The following is a 21,946-nucleotide window of genomic DNA, read 5'->3' on the forward strand; positions in this document are numbered from 1 at the left end:
TCTATTTCTCACGACATTTGGGCTAGAGTAAAAGAGCGAAAATATAACATCACTTAACTACTCTGTTAACTAATATTCCTATTTTTTCTATATAAAGTTCGACTAAACTTCCTGGTCTCAACAGTCTTCCATTGTCAAGCCCACAACAACCAGATATAGTCCCAGACCCAAATATATCTCCTGGTCTAATGTACTCGTCTTGAGATACGTATGAAATCATGTCCTCAAAGCTCCATTGCATATCCTCAGCCTTAGTATCACACCACTTCTCCCCATCCACACTAGCATATGCCCTAAGCCCCTTAATCTCGCCCACTTCATCTTTAGTCACGATCCATGGTCCCAGACCGTTTGCAAAATCCTTCCCCTTTGCAGGACCTAACAAACAGGTCATTTCCCTCATCTGAATATCTCTAGCACTGAAGTCATTAAAGATAGTATAACCTAAAATATAGTCTCTTGCCTTCCTCTTCTCTATATTTACTCCTTTCCTGTAGACTATAGCTCCAATCTCTAGCTCAAAATCCAGTGCATTTGAGTAAGAGGGCCAAGGCACATTCTCCATATGACCATAAAATGCAGCAGGATCGCCTTTATAATATATTGGAATCTTGAACCACTCTTCAGGAATTTGTTGCCCTCTCCTCTTATAACTTGCCTCAACATGACCCCTAAAAGCTAAGAAATCTCTAACCGTATTAGCCCTTTGTAATGGTGCCTTAAGTTTAACTTCATCGATCTTTAACAGGAGCTCCTCTCTATTCCTAACCCAGCCGATCAAGTTACTAATCAATTCCATTGCCCTTTCTCCAGCTTGAATTACACCCAACATATCAGATGGGACTAACGCATTGCAGAATCTCTCTACAAAAATTTCATCTTCTCCTCTTTCTAAGTAGAACTCATAGCATGAATTATTGAGATCGGCAATGTATTTATCGTCAACAATTACACCGCTCCTTACCCTACCTTGACTCAAATAACTAACGAGTTTCATAGTAAATTAATAAGTCTAAATAAATAATAAATATTGTCATTTTATACTATAAATTATGATTGAATATAAGTTAGAAAGAGTGAGCGATAATGCTTATGCATTTATACAAGGTAATGGTGACTGGTTTTTGAGTAATACAGGATTTATTGTGGGTAAGGACTTCGTAGTAGTTATTGACTCCTTGACAAGTGAAAAACCGACCAAGGTATTTAAGGAAGAGATGAGGAAAATAATAGGAGATAAACCTGTAAAGTATCTAATAAACACACATGAACACGGAGACCACATCTGGACTAACCATCTGTTTAATGCCACAACAATATCTCATAAAAATTGTAGACGGACCACTATAGAAGGTATGAAAAGTGGAGTAAATCCCTATGAACACATATTTAAGGAAGTAGATTTCACGGGTTGGAAATATACTCCCCAAGACGTAACGGTTGAAAGTGAAATGAGTCTATGGGTAGACAAGGACAAGGAGATCAAGATAATTCATCCTGGATTTGCCCACACAAGAAGCGATCTATTCATCTACTTTCCTGACGAAAAGGTAGTATTCACGGGAGATCTTCTGTTTTCTCCTCCATGTACACCTTTCGCCTTAATGGGCTACTTACAGGGTTACATTAAAACTCTTGAAGATTTGGCTAGTTTAGATGCTGACGTTTACATACCTGGACATGGAGGAATAGCGTATGACAGGAAACCCCTTTACGAGGCTAGAGATTACCTAATATTTGTGAGAGATGAGGCTAGAAAACTCATGAAACGAGGTATTGAGGATCCAGTAGTAGCGTCAAAGGAGGTTAGCCTTGGGAAATATGACTCTTGGCTGTCAAAAGAGAGGATAGTCGGAAATATGGCTAGAGCCTATAGTGAGCTAAAGGGTGGATTACCGGCATCCCCACTCAAGGACATGGAGAGGATAATCATGGAGATGATGAAGCTTAGACAGGGTAAAACCTCTTGACAACAGAAGGAGAAGATAGAATATATTAACTATATGTACCCTGATTCTGACACAATTGTTGGTTGTAGTCTGTGTAAACACGTGATTTTAGAATAAGAATTTAGCCCTACTATATCTAAGCTGAAAGGAACGTTATCTATAACTATCGCTAACGTAATTTAGTTACACTTGAATTCCTCACAGTTTATCTAATTGAAAATTACTCAAATAGTTTAGCATGGATTCCTCCTTTTACAGGCTAAGATCAGTGGCTTTTAAAAACTTTCGAAAGATGTATTTTTTGCATTTATATTGATAATTTAAATGGAATGACTAGCCATAACTTTACCGGAAATAGAAATGGTGGCAAATTTAGACGCTTTATTTCTCGGAATAGTATTCTTGATTGCTTCTATACCTGTTGGAGGTATAGGATATGGGTTCTCTGCGGTATCCACGCCAATTCTCTTGATCGATTACTCACCTAAACAAATTTCCCCTATACTTAACTTTATCGAGCTCTTTCAGAATTCTTCAAATGTTATAATAAACTCTGGGAAATATACACTTAAGAGAGAAATAATACTTTTTGTAGTGTTCGCAAGTCCTGGTCTGGCTATAGGATCGATTCTGGGTTCCTATTTACTTAAAACCTTAGGAGGAACAAGTCCTCAGCTAAAAATATTAATATACGTAATCTTAATTCCCTTAATTTTACTACAGGCTTATGGTTTTAGAAGGTCTTTTACATTAAAATCGTGGAAATATTTAGGCTCCATCATCACACTACTGATCGGATGCCTCTATGGAGTAACCACAATAAGTGGTCCACCTTTGGCATTAATAGTTAACAATCAGGGTTTAAGTAAGGAAGAATATAGATTTGCTATCTCGTTACTTAGAGTGGTAGAGAGTTATACAACGTTCACCTCATATCTTACCTTAGGAATATTCTCTCCAGCAGTGATTTATTATTCCATCCTGACTTCTCCAGCAATCATAGGAGGGATGGCTATTGGATACTTTCTGAGCTCAAGAGTCAGAGTAAAGGAGGACTTCAGGAGAGTGGCTATGAGTTTTGACGCGTATGTAACGGGCTTTGGTCTATCTAATAACTTAGTTGGAATACTCTCTAACAGTCTCGTTGTATGCTATATACCTTTCTTCGTAACGGTTTTGATAGACTTAATATTATTACGCAGGTATGTGAAAGTTCAAAGACCTAAGTACAAAACTCAGAATTCATAAGAATAAAACCACCTCTAAGTGAACTTCAATTTTATAGTATATAGCAACATACACGTTCTCCACCTCTTTATATACACATACCGATAAAACCTGTTACATCATTTAGGGAAGGAAATTATCGAAATAATGAATTTATTAATGTTATTAATAAAAGTATATAGGTACTATGCAGTACACAATACATGCGATAACTCACAACAAGTGGGATAACTCATTACAACCAGTTCTTAAGGTCTCTGATGGAGATGTGATCACGTTAGAGACTAAAGAGGCATCTGACGGACAGGTGACTCCATCCTCTAGTGTTCAGGACTTACTGAAATTAGATTTTTCTAGGATACACCCCCTCACTGGACCTATAGAGGTCATAGGAGCTGAGCCTGGGGACGCATTAGAGGTAGAGTTTCTGGACTTCCGAAATAAGGGATGGGGGTGGACGGGAGTACTTCCTGGATTTGGGTTTTTGGCTGACGAACAGTACACGTCTCCCATAGATGTTTTAGGTCCTGCTCTTAAGATATGGAAAGCAGATGATAAGTACGCTTATGCAAAATTTGGTGATTTAGAGGTTTCAGTCCCATTACACCCATTCCCTGGAGTAATAGGTGTAGCTTTACCTCAAAGGGGAAGATTCAGTACTATCCCGCCAAGGGAAAATGGAGGAAACATGGACATTAAGCACCTAACGATTGGCACAAAACTCTACCTTCCGGTATTCGTTAATGGGGCGTTGCTCTCGGTGGGTGATACTCATTTAGCTCAAGGAGACGGAGAGGTATGTGGAACAGCTATTGAAGGTCCAATGGAGGTTACAATTAAGATCAGACTACTGAAAAACGTGGGTCTCAGTCAACCTGTGTTTATCACAAAAAGGGTAAAGGAAATGGAGTTTAATGAATATATAGCATTTCCGGGTATAGATAGAGATCTGTGGATTGCATCAAAAAAGGCAGTGAGGGGGATTATATCCATACTATCTAAATATATGACACCTGTAGAGGCGTATATGTTAGCTAGTACGGTTGTCAATTTAAGGGTGAGCGAAGTAGTTGATGTTCCCAATTGGATAGTAACAGCTTACCTACCCAAAGACGTACTAGGGAGGGATATACAGTTAGTTTAAAATTACGTTATTAAGCAAAGATCTAGTGCAGTGATCCTATCGAAAAGAAATTTCTGAACAGGATAATGATAAACTAAAAATTTTTTCTCTTGGCTTTCCCAAATCTCTCCAACTTATTTCTAATATATTCTTTTTACGTATTTAGAATGAATTTCTCTGAATCCCATTTTCTTGTAGAAAGATGAGGCGATTACGTTTCTTGAAGGGAAATTAGCTGATAGTAATTGAATTCCCCTCTTCTCTAACTCCTCTTCAATAAAACTAATTATATCCTTTCCCACTCCTTGCCTCCTGTATGCAGGATGAACGTAAAACTCCTCTATTATTGCCTCCCTATCAGGGAAGTAGAAGATCCTCTCATGCACCACAACCCTTGCAGTACCGACAATTTTACCATTGTCCTCGGCTACTACAATAATTTCGTCTGGATTTTCAAGGCTCTTGTCCACGCTCTTTGACACTCTCTCCTCCAGATTCTCCGGATTACTCAACAGGGGGTCAAATTCACTATTCAACCTATACATCCTGCTGAAGAAGTCCACAATGGTTTTTGTATCTTCTTTTTTAGCCAGTCTTATGCTGACCATGTTGTTACCACCAAACCCATTATTTTCCTAGCCCTTAATATTCTCTGCTTCGCTATTTCCCTAAATTCTTCCCTACTCTTGTTATTTCTCGCTAAGCCTAACTCCACTGCTTTACTTGCTATTGCAGAGGCTACCTCATAATAAGCCTCCCATTCGTCCATCCTTGGAATAATGTAGTTTTCATTAATACCTTTTCTCCTTGCAAACTCAGCCAAAGCCTCTGATGCTGAAATTACCATCTTATCCGTCACACTTTTAGCCCTACTGTCTAAGACTCCCCTAAACACAGCTGGAAATATTAATGAGTTATTCACCTGGTTAGGGAAATCACTCCTACCTGTGGCTACTATTTTCGCTCCTGCCTCTTTAGCGTCTTGAGGTAATATCTCAGGTATTGGGTTTGCCAGAGCAAAGACTATCGCGTTCTTATTCATCACGCTTACCCATTCTTTCTTTATAACGTTTGGACCTGGAGTTGAAGCCGAAATAACTACATCAGCCCCACTGAATGCGTCCTTAATCTCCTTGACCTCATAGCCATTTGTCTTTACAGCTAACTCGTATTTCCATCTATGATGTAACATTAAGTGGTCAATGTCTTCCCTTGTCGAGTATAATGGTCCCTTACTGTCTATCATTATCATATTCTCTAGTTTAAAACCGTACTCAGCCAATATTCTAGCCGTAGCTATATTTGAAGCCCCTGCGCCGTATAATACAACTTTGCTTTCCTTTGGATCTTTATTTGTCAGTATCATCGCGTTTATTAGCCCGGCTAAGATTGCACCGGCTGTGCCCTGTTGGTCATCATGCCAAACAGGTATTTCCAACATTGATTGCAACTTCTCAAGGATGTAGAAACACTTTGGAGACTCTATATCCTCTAGGTTTATACCCCCAAATGAGGTTTCTAGTGCTTTAACCACTGAAATGAATTCATCAGCACTCTTTACGTTTATTGGCAATGGTATTGCATCAACTCCGCCCAAATATTTGAACAGTAGTGATTTTCCTTCCATAACAGGCATTGCCGCTGTGGGACCGATCCTACCCAAGCCCAATACCCTTGTACCATCTGTAACTACTGCAATTGTATTCCATCTGCTTGTCAGCTCAAAGCTCTTCTCAGGATCTTTATATATAGCCTTAGATACCTCAGCTACGCCAGGAGTGTAAATAAGGGAAAAGTCATCATACGAAGTTATCGGAATCTTTGGATATATTTCAATTTTTCCCTCGTACTTTTTTGATAATTCTACAGGATCTTTCATGTTGTAGATTATTGCTAAAGGATTATAAATAGATTGTTCTTAACATTTTAGACATTAGGAAATTTAACATGTTTGAAACTTTAATTACCTCTCGTTCCTTACTCTGTATACTTTTAAACCCACCATACCATCAAAATTAGAACAGAAAAGCCCAGTAGAGTACATAATGGACGTCAACTGACTATTTTTCAATTCAATCAGGTCTGCCCAAAACCTTAGTGTATTCCCTGTATAATGTGTTGTTAAGTCTTAAAACACACACTAAAGAAATCCAATCGTCTAGTTCTCAAGACCTCTCCTTCATAGCCTGTATGTCTGAGACATGAATATTTAGATTAATATGTGACTATTTTGGAATGGAATTAATTTTTATATATTTATTTTAACATTAATTAAAACATGAATTACACAGAAATTATAAAAGGATTAGAGAGACTGGTAAAGATACCCGAATACCATGTGCTAGGAAAACTCAGGGATAATTTAGTCTTCTTCTCCACGGCTCAAGGTGTAACTAATATCTCTGCACTAATCAACACAAGAGTTGTTAGACTCACAAAGGAGCCCATAAGCTTTCCGTCTACTCCGAAGTCACATCTCGATTTCTTAGTTTTTGCCAGAGATATTGAGAGAGGGAAGGAAAAACATGCAGTCTATGCCTGTAATTTAAAGGGAGAGGAGTATGAAATAGCATCTCCAAGAGTAAGGATAATGAGTGTTGCTTATGATGATAAAAATGTTGCTTTTGTGGGCTCAAGTGAAGACGGGACATATCTGTATGTAATTGAGGGAGGAAAACTAAAGAAACTAAATGACGTTCCACCGTTTTCGTTTGTGACAGACATTGAAGCTAATCATATCACAGGAGTATCAGTAGTTAGCCCAAGATCTCAAGATTTCTTCATTGCTGATCTAAGTGGAGAGCTGAAGATCTTAACACCTAAGCAGGGTAGTGTGAATCAACCGTATAGGATAAAAGGGAATAAAGTTTACTTAGCGAGCGACTATGAGAACATTGGTGAGAGTTACTGGATATATACGTATGATTTAGCTTCCAACACTTATGAGAGAGTGGATTTTCCAGAAAGAGATATCTATCAATATAAGCCTGTGGAGATATTTTATGACCCTGAGGATAAGTTAATAATTAGTAAGAGGGATGGAAGAGAAAATTTGTTTTTGAACGGTAAACTGATTAATACTGTTCCTGGAACCCTAACTGGAGCTACAGTAATTGATAATTACATTTACTTTTCACACTCCTCATTGGTTTCACCACATAAAATATACAGGGTAGATAAGGAGGGTGGTAAGGTTGATGTTGTGGTTGATAATGAAGAGCATGTAGATCTGGGACAAGTGGAATATGTGAAAATACAGAGTTATGATAAAGTAGAAGTCCCTACATGGATTATAAAGTCTAAAGCGGGAAAAGTTCCTAGCACAGCAGTAGTGTATGTGCATGGTGGACCATGGGGAGAAATTGATGATAGGTGGAATTCAATAATTTCCTCATTACTTCTATTTGGATATCATGTTGTAACACCTAACTTCAGGGGGTCAACCGGATATGGGAGTAAGTTTTACTTAATGGATATTGGAGATCCTGGAGGTGGTGATTTGATGGATGTGGTTAAGGTAAGGGATTACATCGTAGGAAAAAAGATAGCCGAAAAAGTGGGAGTTATGGGTTATAGTTACGGCGGTTATATGACATTATTGGCACTGGGAAGAGAACCTGATAAATGGGATTTTGGTATGGCAGGAGCCTCAGTAGCGGACTGGATTGAGATGTATGAATTATCTGACTCTACATTTAAGGGGTTCATAGAGCTACTCTTCAATGGAAAGAATTTAGACTTAATGAAAGAGAGATCTCCTATCACTTACGTTAACAACGTTAAGGCTCCTGTATGTATTATACATTCACAAAACGATAGTAGAACCTTTCTCAGCCCTGTAATAAGGTATGTCCAAGAGCTACATAAAGCTGGGAAGAGTTTTGAGTTTCACGTTGTCCCTGATGCAGGTCATGCAGACTACACTGTGGACGATCTCATAAATTTTACACTGCCTGCAATTATGTTCCTAGAGAAGTTGCGTAAAAAGTGGGAGGAAAACTAGTAATGAAGGGAACTGCATACTGAAGGAGAGAAGCTTTTATATTTTATAATGATCATACCTTAATAATAATTTAGATCGTATTACTTTTTAAATATTATACAAAAAGTTTAAAAGAATAATTTCGATTACCTCTCTAAAATCTTATTTGGTTAGTACTAGAGATTATCATATGGGTAGAACGCAACCGTCATTTACCAGAGCAGTTGACGCCGAGTTAGCCAAGCTCCTTAGACTTAGTGAGAGAATTGGTTATCCGTGTTTCAGAGAGGTGATAGTAGAGGCTACAAAGAGGGTCAGAGATTTTCAGAGTGCTTTATACGATGAAGTGACAGACCCACAGGAGATAGTCTTTCTTGCGGTAATTTCTGTGTTAGCTGAAGGTGCTTGTAATGGAAGGCTATCTCGTTGATGCTTTACCGTCTTACAACAGTGTAGTCCTAGTCTTAGATGGATTCAGAAAGGTGAAAGTGAGGACAACATTTCCCATTTACGTTATCACTGATAGACCTGAAATGATAGCTCAACACCCCTCAGTAGTGAATTATAACGAGGAAGTATGGAGGGACTTAGAGGGCAGACAGATAAGGCTATACAAATTTGAGCTAACTGACATAAATGCGTATTATTACATAAAGAAGAGAGTTAAGACTGTAAATGAGTTACCCACTGTTATGTCGCAAGTCTTACATAGGCTAAATGCATTACCATTTAGAAAGATCACTATAGAGGAGAGTGGAAAAGAAAAGAGTAGTAGTGCAGAGAGGGTGGGTAACACTAGTACTAGGATAGAGCTCCACCCAGAGGAGTTTCCAAAAGTATCATTTGCAACAGTTACAAGTGTTGACTGGTATGGACCATCGCCTTACGGTAAGAGATATGTCGCAAACATTAATGGAGAGGAGGAAGAACAGGAGGGGAGGATAGACGATTTAGACCTGAAAGTTGATGTGGCTGAATGTTTCGGTATTGCCTGTGACAAGGTTAAAGCCTCGGTGAAGATAAGGAGTAAGAAGGCACCAGTATCTATTAAGGGATTAATAGAGTGGTCTCTACTAAGTAAGACTTTGATAAGGGAGTTAGAGAATTCGACAATAGGTAAAGCCTTAACCACGAATGAGGCGTGGATTGCCTTCCAGAGAAAGGTTATTATACCAAATGTGGTTCCAAGGGTAGAAAAAATGAGAACACTGGATCAATTAAAGGCTGTGGATAAGGGTGGGTTAGTTATCTTTCCTAAAGTAGGTTGTTACAATAATGTATACCAAGTTGATTTCTCCTCCATGTATCCGTCATTAATAGTTAAATACAATATATCTGCTGAGACAGTGGATAAGTGTAATGATGTGGAGACTGAAATAGGTCATACGATTTGCCTAAAGGAGAAGGGAATAGTGCCAGAAGCATTGGAGTGGTTAGTTAATAGAAAAGAGGAGTTGAAGAAATTCGATAAGGAGAGAGCAGAGGCGATAAAGTGGATTCTCGTTGCCTCATTCGGTTACCTAGGGTATAGGAACTCTAAATTCGGTAAAATAGAGGCTTATGAGTTAGTTACGTATTTTGCACGGAAGACATTAAGGAGAACAATAGACTTAGCTAGAGAACATGGGCTGGAGGTTTTACACGGAATTATAGACTCATTAATAGTTAGAGGAGATAAGATTAGGGAGTTTATTGATCACACACAGCAGGTTACAGGGCTAAAACTGAAAGAAGAGAAGATGAAATGGGTAATGCTATTTAACGCTAAAGACGGAACCCCATATCCAATGAGGTATTTAGGAAAATTAGAGAACGGAGAGATGAAGGTTAAGGGGTTAGTTAGGAAAAACATGCCAAACATCGTTAAGGAATTTCTCGAGGACGTGGTTGAGGTAATGGGTAGAGCCGATACGTGTGAGCAGATCGATATAGGTGAGATTGACGTTATTTACAGGAGATATAGACAACGGGTTGCTCATGCAGAACCAAAGGACTATGTATTATGGGTCAAGGGAAAACCTTATGTCAGGGGAGTGAGGGGATTTTATGACGCCAGGAAGGGTTATAAAGGAAGAGATATTTTCTATTATCTACATTATTTAGAGAGAAGTTACGAGGTGATACTCTCTGCTCTCAACGGGATTCTCGACCTTAGATAGGATAATACAAAGAGATGAGATAGTTGAGTTCTACTCTACAGACTACAATTTACTCTATGAGTTCTACCATAGGGTAATAGTCGTCTCCTCTCCCGTGAAAGTGATTATAGTAGGTGAAAGAGGAGGGCTAAATCCCTTACTAATAGAGAGATTTAAGAGAATATTTCAGAGAGACGGAGATATTTATATCAGAAGAGCATTTAAGATAGAGGATGTCAAACCAACCATTGAGGAGATGGGAGACGAGTTTATACTGATTAACCCTTATCATCACGGTAAGAACTACACAGAGATTGTGGCAGCGATAAGAAAGACTAAGGGCAGAAAATTCTTGTTCAGCAATATGGATAGAGAGGTTAATGGATCATTATTTGGCTCCCATTCCGTACACTCTATGATTAGACTTGAAAGAGGCGAAAGAGGATTTAAGGCTATAGTGGTCAAGAGTCTTATACTAGAAGAAGTGGAAATACCCTTCGGATACTGGGAAATTTTCGGCAAAGATCAGGGAGAAGGCTTAATGAAGTGGATTCTGACTTCCTCCCCGCCTTGAAAGGCTAGGTGCTCCTCAAATTGCAACTTGATTTAAAATTGGAAAGGAAAAGTGACCTTTAAGTGAGGATACTTGATAACTAGAGATCAATTGAACGTTTAGCTAAATGTTTTTAGAGAAAACCTTATCTCATGTATAATACAGACTCCAGTTTAGGTTAGAGTCTTCTCGGTGAACATCGACTTAGTAATTCGACTTGTAGTCCCTGGATCTCCAGTCTTTTTACTTTAGACAAACAAGTTTTTATCCGTTTTACTTGTCATACAGTTATACTAAATAAAGAGAAGTCCTTCCGGCTAAGACATATAAAAGCCAGTAAGGGAAAATTACTTTATAGTGATCTGGTGAAACCTGACTATAGTCGAGTATTACATTAAAACCTCATCTTCCAAAGACCCTTGTAAATACATGCTTTACGCTCTTAAGAATTTTACATAAGTCGACATAATCAGTTATCCAGGGCTCAATCATCAATCTTGCCCTGCCCAGTGAAAATCATCATCAGTCTTGATTATACTTATGTCTCTATTATAAGTCTTGACCTAATCAAATTATGTTGAAATTTCTCATTTCCTCCCGCCTGAAGTGCAGTGCTCTCTTCAATTCATAATTCTTCAGATCGAAATTTATGTAGACTTTAGCGATAAAGATCTCATTAGTACTGAGAACATAAGAGAGGACTGTTTGAAATAACAATTATTAAAGATCAGGTTTCATCATGCAGTATATGACTTATTCATCATCTATTTTAAGGCTATACATTTATACTGATTATTAACAGTTAAGCACTGACTCTTTGTTAAATTATAAGCAAAGTAGATAAATATAGAGAACTTTTATGATATTTGTTTGATAAAAATAGAGCACATATATAAGTTTAAATAACTTTGACGTGAATTTAACTTTATGAGTAGCGACGTTGATATCATAGTAGAAAAGATAATCAATAATCCTAGATTAATGGACGCACTTTTTAACAGATTCTATGAGAGAGTTAAAGAAGAATTAATAGTTAAGAAGATTGAAGAACTAGAGAAGAAAATGAGTGAACTTATAACTAATAGTAATAGAATATGGGAAAGCATACAAGCAACACAAAACGAGATAAAAGCTATACAAGAAGACAACAAGAAAATATGGGAAAGCATAGAAAAACAAAGAGAAGAAACTAAAAGAATATGGGAAAGCATACAAGCAACACAAAACGAGATAAAGGGGATTAGAGAGGAAAATGCCAAAATATGGAAGGCAATTGAGAGAATTAATATTTCCTTCTCCACATTCACCTCTAGAAGTGGTCATTATATTGAGAGAACTATTATGAATTTATATAAAGAAGCCTTAGAATTACATGGAATTGACTCTTCTAAAGTAACTCATGGTGTTATTGAGGATACTGAAGGGATAGTTCATAAAGGGAGGAAGTATGAAATAGACTTCTATGAAACTAACGGCGTTATTTACCTCTTTGAAATAAAGAATCACGCAGATGAAGGAGCAATAGAACAATTGGAAATTAGGGAAAAAATATTAAGCTCTCTACATAAAAAACCAATAAAGAAATTTCTTGTAGCTAACTCCATAGAAAAAAGGATAAAGAGAAGAGCTGAGAGGAGAGGGATAACCGTAATCGCCGGTATAGTGATTGAATAAAATGCATTAGGCACTTTCGTAATTCTACCCTACGAGTACGTACTCTTCATTTATGAATTTCAGGTTTTTTAGTGGGTAAAAATTATATAAACACGTTTAAGGTAATCTTCGTCACAATCAAATACCACATTTAACGCATAGAAAACCTGAAATTAAAGCTTAAAGGTGTAGAGACTTGTCAATGTATTTCATTTACCTTTAATCCTGATTATCTATAAAACACAAATCAAAGCCTAGATAAATACTCTGAACTGTATCTAGAGAAATAAGGAAAATAGGAAAGACGGACTAATATAATGGTTATTCACAAGCTCGTCAAAATTAATTTATTAGACCTGACTTTACAAATTCTATATGAGCCTGAAACTGTGGCGATTATACGAGTGAAACCTTACACAATAGAGTAATTCATAAAACATTAAGCCGAACCTGAATGCTCCAAAATTGACTTCATTGAAGTATTTTAGTAACAATGTTGAGCTCGCATTTCTTTATGACTAAGGTGTAGAAAGAATAATATAAATTACCTTTTAGTTTCATATGTTAATATGACGATTGTGAACTTGGCTCAATCTAATCGGGAGATAGTTGAGCTATTAGTGCCAATTATAGTCGGCTACATGTCGTTATTCATTTCGTCTATTTTTGTCTACAGAATTGGTAAGATTATTTTGAGGAGAGATTCAATTTCACTTATTTCAGCAATTATTTTCCTACTTAATCCCTCGACTATATTCTGTCTACTTTACTCACCCAAAAATTATGGCTTTGCTTCTGTAGGATACTATTTTGTACCCCTGTTATACTTAATGTCGTATTATTACTATCTAAAGAAAGATTGGAAGAAATTTACAGCCTTCACGGTAGCTCTAACTCTTACCTCTCCACTTTCCTATTTAATTGCGATAACATTCATAGTATATCTTTTAATCAGAAACAGAATTGACGAGAAAAGCTTATCATGGTCTCTATTGAGAGAAAATAAAATATCCTTAGTATTAATTCTAGTTTCATTAATTATTGGCGTTCTCGTAATACCACAGACCTTACAACATTTTTCATCTCTCCTAATAGCCTCTATATACCCTCAGTATACGTCCTTAAATTACATTTATGACAATGTGTACTTCAAACTAACATATTGGTTCATATTATTTGGAGTATTTTCTTTTCTGCCCATATTCTCACCCCTTGAACTAATTCCAGCTTTACCTTACCTACTTGTTGGACTCTTTTCCTCCTATATACCATATTACTCCTATGGATATTATCCGTATTATTTTCTAGCTCTTCCTATGCTGATTATGGGATTCATAAGGACAATTAACTTAATTAAAGATGATAAGAGGACAATGTTAATTTCGTATGTGTTCATATTCCTGTTTAATGTTGCGTTATTATATGTGATACTTGAATAATGAATACGGAAGTAAATTTCAATGAAACATAAATACCTTTAATGTAGCTAGATCCTCGCAATACAAATTAAGGGCTCACCTGAGTTACATTAACTCCTCCAAAGTAAATTGTGGAATTAATTGATAATGATATTCCGATGAACGCTATAGTTGAATAATAGTCTTTTATAGAGAAAGGAAGGCTAATAATTGACCAGCCATACCCCAGCTGACTACTGTCTATTATCGAGTAGTTCAAAACTTTGTTTAGAGTGCTGTCAAATACTTCTACTTTTAGAGTTGTGTTGGAATTGTTACCTAGCTTCAAGTAAAACTGAGCAACGTAATTACCCATGGCAAAATTATAATAAGGTCCATTCCATAATGTTTTGTTATAAGAAGTATTGTAGATTTTTAAAATTTCAACCTGCCTATTACTCGAAATTTCATATCTACCAATATTATTTGTAGTATTTACTCCTGTTAGAAGGTAATTAGGTCCGAAAAACTTCGAAAATGGCTTAAAGTAGACTACCTTACCTGTGTAATTCAACTTTAGCAATATTAGATTATCACCCTCAGCAATAATACTATAGTTTCCCTTCAACATAGTAAGTTCATTTGATTGACCACTAAGTAATACGTACTGAGGAGTATTGGGTAAGTAAGTTATCATATAGCTCGTATTGAAATAGCCATATATTGGATAAGCGTTAACGTCATTTGCAACAAATGGGAAAAGATTACTACTGGCTATAACTACAGCGTTGTGAGGTATTAAGGATGTCATAATACTTATTACTTCATAGTTTGCTAGAGCAGTAGATAATGATAATTTCGGATTATAGCCACCACTGAAAATCCTTGATGAGTTGGATGGCTGGAAATTATCATAAAGATAGGGATTTAAGGCTACAGAAAGCATAAACATTACAAATATACTTACAATTATTATTCTATAGTTTTTTATTAATCTACTTATTGCGTAAACCATGGCAACTACAAACATGCCTGCGCCTATTAGAGGATATTGCCAACCTATTTCAAAGTAGGGTACATGGTTGGAAAAAAGGATCAACAGAATGTAAGGTGCTCCAGGCAAAAGTTCAGTGGGCGCAAATATCGGAAGAAAACCGAAGGAGGCTAGGAGGATTACTAAGAAATTAATCTTATCATACCAAAATAAAGAGATTCCAGAGAGATACAAACTAGAAATTCTCGATGAGTAATAAGAGGAATATCCTGTTGGAGGCGATACTGAAAAAATCGTGCTAAAATATTTTGGTATTGTTAAGCCCACTGCTAAGGTTACTATGATTATGATTATGAAAAGTTTATTCTTTCGTATGAAAGTAGCTAGATCATAAGAAAATCCTTCCTTAACATTCTCCTCTTTGGTTCTCCTATTTCTCATAATCAGATAAATCATAAAGAAAATCACGATCGGATAGGCAGCTTCCATTGTTAGAATTAAAAAGACTATAAAAAGCGTAAATTTTTTCCATTCTTTCCTTAGATAATAGTAAAAAGCTCCCATATAGAATAACGGAAAAAGAGCTTCAGCGTGAAAGTCAAAGAGCAAACCTGAAATTATCAAGGGGTTGAATAAATATAAAATGGTTAAAATTAAAGGAAGCCTCAAATTCCGATTATTTCCGAGAACAATATTAGCTATTCTGTAAAGATATATGGAAGAGATTGATATTACCACAGTTTGAATTATTGATAGAGTTAACCATGAAGGAAATAAGTAGTAGATTGGAATAACTAAGAAGAGTATTAAATAAGGATGAATGGCTAAACCACTTAAAGCACCAAAAGACAAGAAGTTTGCTGCATCATAGAATATTTTTCCACCATAAATTGTAGAGTAAAACTCCTGCATAAATAACCCTAGGTCAAAGGCACCAGATAATAGGTCGTAAAGCCTAATAAAGAATAGAAAGTTGACTATTACATTAAAGAATATAATTGCTAAGAGTAGGATCAGCGTTTCGCCCTTTAATGAAAATTTTAACTTCATTCTCTAAGATAGGTTATATGGAGTTATTTAATAGTTTATCCTGATCAACTAGCCATGATAAGCGACCTGAGAAATTCTTCGACAGTAGTCAATATATTTATTGCCAAGGAGTAAAACCGATATATATGTGCAAAAATAATCATTACTTACATGTGATATGAAGTTTATTTTTATACGTGTATGTTGAGATATTAAGTGGCGAAATTGATTGAAAAATTGTCAAAAATGTGGTTACTCTAACCCTGATGACGCAAAGTATTGTGTAGCGTGTGGATATCCTTTTCCTGAGTCAACTTCTGAACAACAAACACCTTCACAACCTCAACCTGCACCAGAATCTCCTAAGAGACCATTTCCACTGTTTAGGGTTATTGCAGCAGTCGTGGCTATAGTGATTGTAATTGGTGTAGTAGCTATATTATTAAACACTAATTCTGTATTCAAATCCACTCCTAATTTCAGTGCCGCGGCAGATAACTCCTTTGGAGGAAATTGGATGACACAAAAGAATGAGTCTGGTGTAGCCCAAAGATCTAACAACTCAATAGTCATTACCTACTTAAATGGCTCTACGACTTCTATACCCCTTTCTCAAATCTTGAACACTCCAGGTAACGGTATTCTATTTACTGCATCTAGTAAACTAGAGGTATATGATTTAGTTAATGGGACTAATCAGATTGTCTTGGAGATATTTACATATAATTCAACTACATCAATGTCCATGATAAATCCTCTTCTAACAAACGCCGAGGCTTATTATACTGCCTACAATTACTCTAAGGGCACATTTTATTTGACTCAAGGTGAGGCATTTACCACATATGGTCTGAAACTATTTATTGTAGACTTTTACAATTTTATGCCTACAGTACAGAATGTTACAACTTTTCTAAATCAAATTGTAAGTTAAAACCCTTTTACTCTTTTTCTTCATAATCAACAGCAACTATCTCGTTATCTACTATTTTTACCTCCTCTGAGTCAATCTTACTTCTACATTAGTCCTTTAATATAAACTAAATGTATTTCGTTTCCGCACTGACATATCTTAGCATCTACTAATCTTAACCTAGGTGACTCATCTCCCTGAAAACCTTCTCCCTGAGCTAAACTTACTCCATTACCAAATATCCTGGGTGAGACTGTGACCCTAATTTCGTCATACAGTTTCTCGTGAATCACACTCCAAATTAAATTTCCTCCCCCTTCAATCATTAATCTCCTGACGTTAAAGCTTTCATAGAGGTCAGAGAATACATCACTTAACTCATTGAATCTCCTTACTACTACACCCCTTTTTTCAAGCTCATATTGCTTACTCCTATTCTCGCTTTTAGTATAAACCACTGTCAAAGGTGGAATTGAAAATATCTTGGACGATACGTCTAAATTTAAACTTTTACTTACTATGACCCTTATAGGATCCTTGTCTTTTTTCTTGGCGTATTTCACTGTCAAAGAAGGGTTATCTATCCTAACTGTATTTCCACCTACCATAATTGCATCAACCTCGGCTCTGAGCTGGTGCTGTCTTTGTTTATCTATAGGACAGCTTAGCTCACTATAACCTGTCTTAGTCGCAAGTCTTCCATCGATGCTTATTGTGGAAAAGATAATAGTGTAGGGTCTACTTTTCATTTTGTATTCACTTAGGTGATTTGATTACAGGTAAAACGAATCATTACTATATGCTCTTCTTTCTTCGTTTAAAAACTTCTATCATCTTCCTTGGGTTGTCCGTAGTTAGAGCGTCAATTCCAGATCTTTCTAGCTGTTCAGCCTGATCTAAATCATTAACTGTCCATGCGTCCAGTTTTAAACCACTCTGATGAGCAATTTTTACGTCCTCTTCAGTTGCAAGTTCATGATAAAATGCTAACCAGTCAGCCTTAACTTTCTTAGCAATTTCCAAAAACCAATTTATTCTACCCACAAAGATTATCCCTGTCGAGATTTTTTCCTCTATTTCCTTTATTCTCTTTATAGAGTCAAAATCAAATGATATTACGTTTACATTATCGACTAGTTCTCTCTCCTTTATTGCCTTTGCAACTCTTTCTTCAATTGATGGGTAAAAGGCACTTGACTTTTTGATTTCCACAACGTAATTAAAATTACCTACTGTTTCTAATACCTCTTCAAGGGTGGGGACCTCAATCCCCGTAACTTTTCTCAATCTGTCCAATGTTAACTCACTAACTTTAACCATCTTACTGTTTATTAGAACGGAATCGTCATGGAAAACAATCACTTTCTTATCACTGGATAAATGAACGTCCAGCTCTACTGCATCTACACCTAGATTTTTAGCTGTTAAAAAAGACTGTATAGTGTTCTCCTTTGCCTCTAATGGGGCACCCCTATGACCTATTATGAGCATAAAAATTATTGGTAAATGACATAAAAAAGTGTTTAGAATATACTAAGTGTTAACTTAGCTAGTCTTGAGTGACGTTAAATGCAATAAAGTTCAGAGTTGATTTGGTTGTAGAACAATATCTTTAATAAGGCACATACGCAAATTATTTAATCTTTCCTATTTATGTACGCTTTTTAATTTTGGAAGATTTTTAAATTTATATTTAAACTTCTTTATCTATTTTCCAACCCTAACTGTTAAGGTGCTGAACTTATTTCCAGTGACGTTCCCCCTGCATTATGATAAAAATAAAAAACGTTTATGACAAACCAGAGATTAACGACGGGATTAGAATATTGGTCGAGAGGACATGGCCAGCCTCTGTAACTAGAGGCTCTATCGATATGTGGCTTAGGGATCTTGCCCCTTCTGAAGAATTAATAACATGGTATAATTATGAACCGCAAAAATGGGAGGAATTTAAGAGAAGATATCTAGAAGAGTTGAGGTACAATCCAAAAGTTAAACCTTTATTGATGATAGTTAAGATGACTAAGATCGTAACATTTCTATACTCAGGAGACCCCACATACAATAACGCAGTTGTGCTCAAAGAATACATAGAAAGTTTAATAAATAAGGAAAGTTAATATTAGAAGATATGGGTGCTGGTGATGTAAAGAAACCTATAAATGTTACACTTATTCTACAGAATCACCCCTGCTTAGTTATGAAATTATTTGAAGAGATGAATGTAAAGGCGGAAATTAACAATGTGAAGATGAGGGAAAGTGTTACTGACCACATTGCAACCTTAAAGTTAACTGAAAAGTTGCTTAAGGAGTTGAAAGAAAGAAGGTCAAAAACCTTGAGGATAAGTGAAAATAGCGTCTGGATCAGGACTGAAGGTTGCCAGGTATGTAAAATCCTTTATGTAAGTGACGCTGTAGTTGAGAAAGTGAAAGTTGTAGGAAGTGATGCAGTTATGTATAAACTAATTGTTCCAAATCTACTCTCTCTGAAGAGTCTTATAGATGAGCTCAACAAGATAGGTGTAAAGGCTATGGTAGGTAGCATATCTGAGCTAGATGAAGAGCAACTGACAGAAAGGCAATTGGAGATATTGAAATTATCATATAAGATGGGTTTCTTTGATGTAGACAGAAGAATAACCATGACGGAATTAGCTGAAAAACTTGGGATCAAGGCTCCTACTTTGGAAGAGATACTGAGAAGGGCTCTACGAAAGGCAGTTAAGTATTATCTAGATAAAAAAGGATAAAATTGTTAAAAGTCTTACTTCTCTGATTTGTATACTAATAGTATAATAGCAGGAAACAAGTTACTGTTACTTCACCTTCTTCCCTTGCATACCACAGGGTAATTTTAAACCTGTGGTCTCATCTTATGCCAAGAGAAGTTCCTCTCGTAATATAAAGATAGTTTTAATACACCGAAGTCATCATATGGCTTTCCAATTATCTGCATACCAACTGGTAAATTGTTCACAAGACCAACTGGAATACTTGAGGCTGGTTGACCAGTAAGGTTAAATGGAAATGAAAAAGGTGACCATTCTCCAAAGCCAACCTTCTGTCCATTGATCTCGCTAGGACCAATACCTTCTTCAATTTTGAATGCGACAACAGATACAGTTGGAGTAATTAGATAATCGTATTTTTGGAATACATTGGACAACTTAGACCATAGCTTATCTACCTCATTATCAACTTTTACGTAATCATGATAGGTGAGCTTTTCAAAGTAAGGTAATAGGAAATTGAGATAAGGCTTATACGTAACTTTCTTCCACTCCTCTAACTTATCATATATGAAGGTCGCAAATTCCACCGTAATTTTAGTCATTAAAGCTTTGTATAAGTTGGGAAGTTCAGGGTTAATCTCGTCTATCGTTTCCACCCCTAATTCTCTAAATCTATAAACTGCATCCTCCACTGTCTTTTCCACTTTGCTGTCTACTACTCCATACCCCAAGTTCCTTGAATACGCAATCCTAATTCTCTTCACCTCATTTTTATCTAGCTCTTCACTAAAGTTTATTTTAGGCACAGTTAGCGACCTCCTATCCCTTAGGTCAGGTCCAGATAGTATTCTCATGGTAAGTATAGCATCACTCACATATCTCGTAATTGGTCCATCCACACTTATACCTCGGAATGTATTTGGTGGTGGATACTTAGGAATTACGTGTGGTGAAGGTTTAAAACCAAATACTCCACAGAAGCTTGAGGGTATTCTTATTGATCCTCCTCCGTCATTGCCTATAGAGATTGGAGAGAAACCCAAGGCTATTGATACTGCAGAACCTCCACTTGATCCTCCAGGAGTTCTTGTTAAATCCCATGGATTTTTAGTTACTCCAAAGAGTGGGTTATCTGTTATTCCCACAAGACCAAACTCAGGCATATTTGTTTTTCCCAAAATTAAAGCTCCAGCCTCTTTTAATCTCTCGGATATGATGGAATCCTCATCTGGTACGAAGTCCTTGAACAGTACACTTCCAAATGTAGTCCTGATCCCCTTAGTCAAGATATTGTCCTTGATCGTGACAGGAATACCGTGGAGAGGTTTACATATCCCTTTTTTGGCTAAGGAGTCCATTTCTTTAGCTTCTGCCATTACCTTATCGTTGAGGGTAACTATTGCATTCACTTTTGGGTTTAGTTCATTTACTCTTTCTAAAAATCTAGTGACTAATTCCTCAGAAGAAATTTCACCATTGCAGACCTTTTCCCTCAAGGCAATTTGCACTTTCCCAAAAAAGATCTTGCATAATTTCTAAAAGTTACTAAAATAAATAAACCTTATTTAGTATAATGGGTTAGGTTGTACTCAAAACCCTATAATTGTATTACATGTTTTAAAGGCTGTAAAATCTCACTTGATACAATCTCGGTATTCTTCTTTCACAAAAGTGAGTGTTACTTATCAAAATTGAAAGAAAAAATTTAATATCAATCCTTTACCTCATTTATAATGGATATGAAAATAGACGAGATAAAATTAAAGACTAAAAGAGGTATGTCAGACTCTATTATAGCCCTAATATTGACAATAATAGGTCTTATAGCAGTTATAGCTGTAGTACTGTTCACTTATGGTCTAGCTGGTACGATTCCCAGACAAGAACCTGTGGAAGTTATAGGTGGTGGGACACTGACAGGCAGTGGTAGTGTTTATAATTTGACAGTCACATTAAGGAATTCAGGGACTAGCGACGTAAATATTACCAGTGTCTGGATAGCAAACATGAAGTTTGTACCCGTTAATCCACAAAGTTCAGTTTTGAAAGCAGGACAAACGCAAACCATGACATTCGAAATAAAGGCTAATTCAAATATAACATTTACTAAACAGTCTGAGTACAGTGCAACTATATACTTCAACACCGGTTTAGGGGTGCCTGTAGTAGTTACCTATAACTGATGGACTTTCGAGTTTTAAGTAAGAATGGAAAATTGTGTAAAGATTATTGAAAGGTAATCTTGACTTTCCGT

Annotated in this window: 20 protein-coding genes; 13 read left to right on the forward strand and 7 right to left on the reverse strand. The window is 36.4% G+C overall.

Going from position 1 to position 21,946, the window contains the following annotated elements:
* Positions 1-49: 49 nt before the first annotated feature.
* Positions 50-997: a fumarylacetoacetate hydrolase family protein gene (locus SACI_RS10395; RefSeq protein ID WP_011278944.1), complete on the reverse strand. Its 948-nt coding sequence runs from the start codon at positions 995-997 to the stop codon at positions 50-52.
* A gap of 52 nt (positions 998-1,049) precedes the next feature.
* Between SACI_RS10395 and SACI_RS10400 the strand changes: the two genes are divergently transcribed.
* From SACI_RS10400 to SACI_RS10410, 3 genes are all read left to right on the forward strand, one after another.
* Positions 1,050-1,970: an MBL fold metallo-hydrolase gene (locus SACI_RS10400; RefSeq protein WP_176586703.1), complete on the forward strand. Its 921-nt coding sequence runs from the start codon at positions 1,050-1,052 to the stop codon at positions 1,968-1,970.
* 339 nt (positions 1,971-2,309) lie between these two features.
* Positions 2,310-3,197 (forward strand): sulfite exporter TauE/SafE family protein, encoded by an 888-nt coding sequence (locus tag SACI_RS10405; protein WP_011278946.1) that lies wholly within the window; start codon positions 2,310-2,312, stop codon positions 3,195-3,197.
* 166 nt (positions 3,198-3,363) lie between these two features.
* A complete protein-coding gene (locus SACI_RS10410) occupies positions 3,364-4,320 on the forward strand; it encodes an acetamidase/formamidase family protein (RefSeq protein WP_011278947.1) in 957 nt (318 codons plus the stop codon).
* A 119-nt stretch (positions 4,321-4,439) separates the two neighbouring features.
* Here the strand turns inward: SACI_RS10410 and SACI_RS10415 are convergent, their stop codons facing one another.
* Both SACI_RS10415 and SACI_RS10420 read right to left on the reverse strand, forming a co-directional pair.
* A complete protein-coding gene (locus SACI_RS10415) occupies positions 4,440-4,907 on the reverse strand; it encodes a GNAT family N-acetyltransferase (RefSeq protein WP_011278948.1) in 468 nt (155 codons plus the stop codon).
* Positions 4,895-6,178, reverse strand: a complete 1,284-nt coding sequence (locus tag SACI_RS10420; RefSeq protein ID WP_011278949.1) for an NAD(P)-dependent malic enzyme — start codon at positions 6,176-6,178, stop codon at positions 4,895-4,897. The genes SACI_RS10415 and SACI_RS10420 overlap by 13 nt, the downstream gene beginning before the upstream one ends.
* 399 nt (positions 6,179-6,577) lie before the next feature.
* On the opposite strand from SACI_RS10420, the gene SACI_RS10425 reads away from it, so the two are divergent.
* The 6 genes from SACI_RS10425 (at position 6,578) to SACI_RS10450 (ending at position 14,064) form a co-directional block, all read left to right on the forward strand.
* The gene (locus tag SACI_RS10425; RefSeq protein WP_011278950.1) at positions 6,578-8,302 is read left to right on the forward strand and encodes an alpha/beta hydrolase family protein; all 1,725 of its coding nucleotides are present in this window, start codon (positions 6,578-6,580) and stop codon (positions 8,300-8,302) included.
* Positions 8,303-8,471: 169 nt separating this feature from the next.
* Positions 8,472-8,711 (forward strand): hypothetical protein, encoded by a 240-nt coding sequence (locus SACI_RS10430; protein ID WP_015385781.1) that lies wholly within the window; start codon positions 8,472-8,474, stop codon positions 8,709-8,711.
* Complete coding sequence (locus SACI_RS10435) at positions 8,692-10,440, forward strand: DNA polymerase domain-containing protein (protein WP_015385782.1); 1,749 nt, start codon at positions 8,692-8,694, stop codon at positions 10,438-10,440. The genes SACI_RS10430 and SACI_RS10435 overlap by 20 nt, the downstream gene beginning before the upstream one ends.
* Entirely contained in the window at positions 10,409-10,993 is a 585-nt protein-coding gene (locus tag SACI_RS10440) for a hypothetical protein (protein WP_048054413.1), read from the forward strand. Before SACI_RS10435 ends, SACI_RS10440 begins: the two co-directional genes overlap by 32 nt.
* Positions 10,994-11,899: 906 nt before the next feature.
* Positions 11,900-12,646 carry a flagellar protein FlgN gene (locus SACI_RS10445; RefSeq protein WP_011278952.1) on the forward strand — a complete coding sequence of 249 codons (747 nt, stop codon included), beginning with the start codon at positions 11,900-11,902 and terminating at the stop codon, positions 12,644-12,646.
* 548 nt (positions 12,647-13,194) lie between these two features.
* On the forward strand, positions 13,195-14,064 hold the full coding sequence (locus SACI_RS10450; protein ID WP_230937911.1) for a DUF2079 domain-containing protein: 870 nt from the start codon (positions 13,195-13,197) through the stop codon (positions 14,062-14,064).
* A 67-nt stretch (positions 14,065-14,131) separates the two neighbouring features.
* Here SACI_RS10450 and SACI_RS10455 read toward each other — a convergent pair whose 3' ends face one another.
* Positions 14,132-16,066: a DUF2079 domain-containing protein gene (locus SACI_RS10455; RefSeq protein WP_011278954.1), complete on the reverse strand. Its 1,935-nt coding sequence runs from the start codon at positions 16,064-16,066 to the stop codon at positions 14,132-14,134.
* A 208-nt stretch (positions 16,067-16,274) separates the two neighbouring features.
* Here SACI_RS10455 and SACI_RS10460 point away from each other — a divergent pair, with 208 nt between their 5' ends.
* The gene (locus tag SACI_RS10460) at positions 16,275-16,979 is read left to right on the forward strand and encodes a zinc ribbon domain-containing protein (protein ID WP_011278955.1); all 705 of its coding nucleotides are present in this window, start codon (positions 16,275-16,277) and stop codon (positions 16,977-16,979) included.
* An 83-nt stretch (positions 16,980-17,062) separates the two neighbouring features.
* Here SACI_RS10460 and SACI_RS10465 read toward each other — a convergent pair whose 3' ends face one another.
* Both SACI_RS10465 and SACI_RS10470 read right to left on the reverse strand, forming a co-directional pair.
* Positions 17,063-17,707 (reverse strand): 2,5-diamino-6-(ribosylamino)-4(3H)-pyrimidinone 5'-phosphate reductase, encoded by a 645-nt coding sequence (locus SACI_RS10465; protein WP_011278956.1) that lies wholly within the window; start codon positions 17,705-17,707, stop codon positions 17,063-17,065.
* Between the two features lie 46 nt (positions 17,708-17,753).
* Complete coding sequence (locus SACI_RS10470) at positions 17,754-18,449, reverse strand: glycerophosphodiester phosphodiesterase (RefSeq protein WP_011278957.1); 696 nt, start codon at positions 18,447-18,449, stop codon at positions 17,754-17,756.
* 278 nt (positions 18,450-18,727) lie between these two features.
* Between SACI_RS10470 and SACI_RS10475 the strand changes: the two genes are divergently transcribed.
* Complete coding sequence (locus tag SACI_RS10475) at positions 18,728-19,078, forward strand: DUF488 domain-containing protein (protein ID WP_011278958.1); 351 nt, start codon at positions 18,728-18,730, stop codon at positions 19,076-19,078.
* A gap of 11 nt (positions 19,079-19,089) precedes the next feature.
* Positions 19,090-19,710: a helix-turn-helix domain-containing protein gene (locus SACI_RS10480; RefSeq protein WP_011278959.1), complete on the forward strand. Its 621-nt coding sequence runs from the start codon at positions 19,090-19,092 to the stop codon at positions 19,708-19,710.
* A gap of 104 nt (positions 19,711-19,814) precedes the next feature.
* Here SACI_RS10480 and SACI_RS10485 read toward each other — a convergent pair whose 3' ends face one another.
* Entirely contained in the window at positions 19,815-21,200 is a 1,386-nt protein-coding gene (locus tag SACI_RS10485) for an amidase (protein ID WP_011278960.1), read from the reverse strand.
* A gap of 225 nt (positions 21,201-21,425) precedes the next feature.
* On the opposite strand from SACI_RS10485, the gene SACI_RS10490 reads away from it, so the two are divergent.
* A complete protein-coding gene (locus SACI_RS10490; RefSeq protein ID WP_230937910.1) occupies positions 21,426-21,875 on the forward strand; it encodes a hypothetical protein in 450 nt (149 codons plus the stop codon).
* Positions 21,876-21,946 lie beyond the last annotated feature (71 nt).

The sequence above is a fragment of the Sulfolobus acidocaldarius DSM 639 genome, assembly GCF_000012285.1.
GTDB lineage: Archaea > Thermoproteota > Thermoprotei_A > Sulfolobales > Sulfolobaceae > Sulfolobus > Sulfolobus acidocaldarius.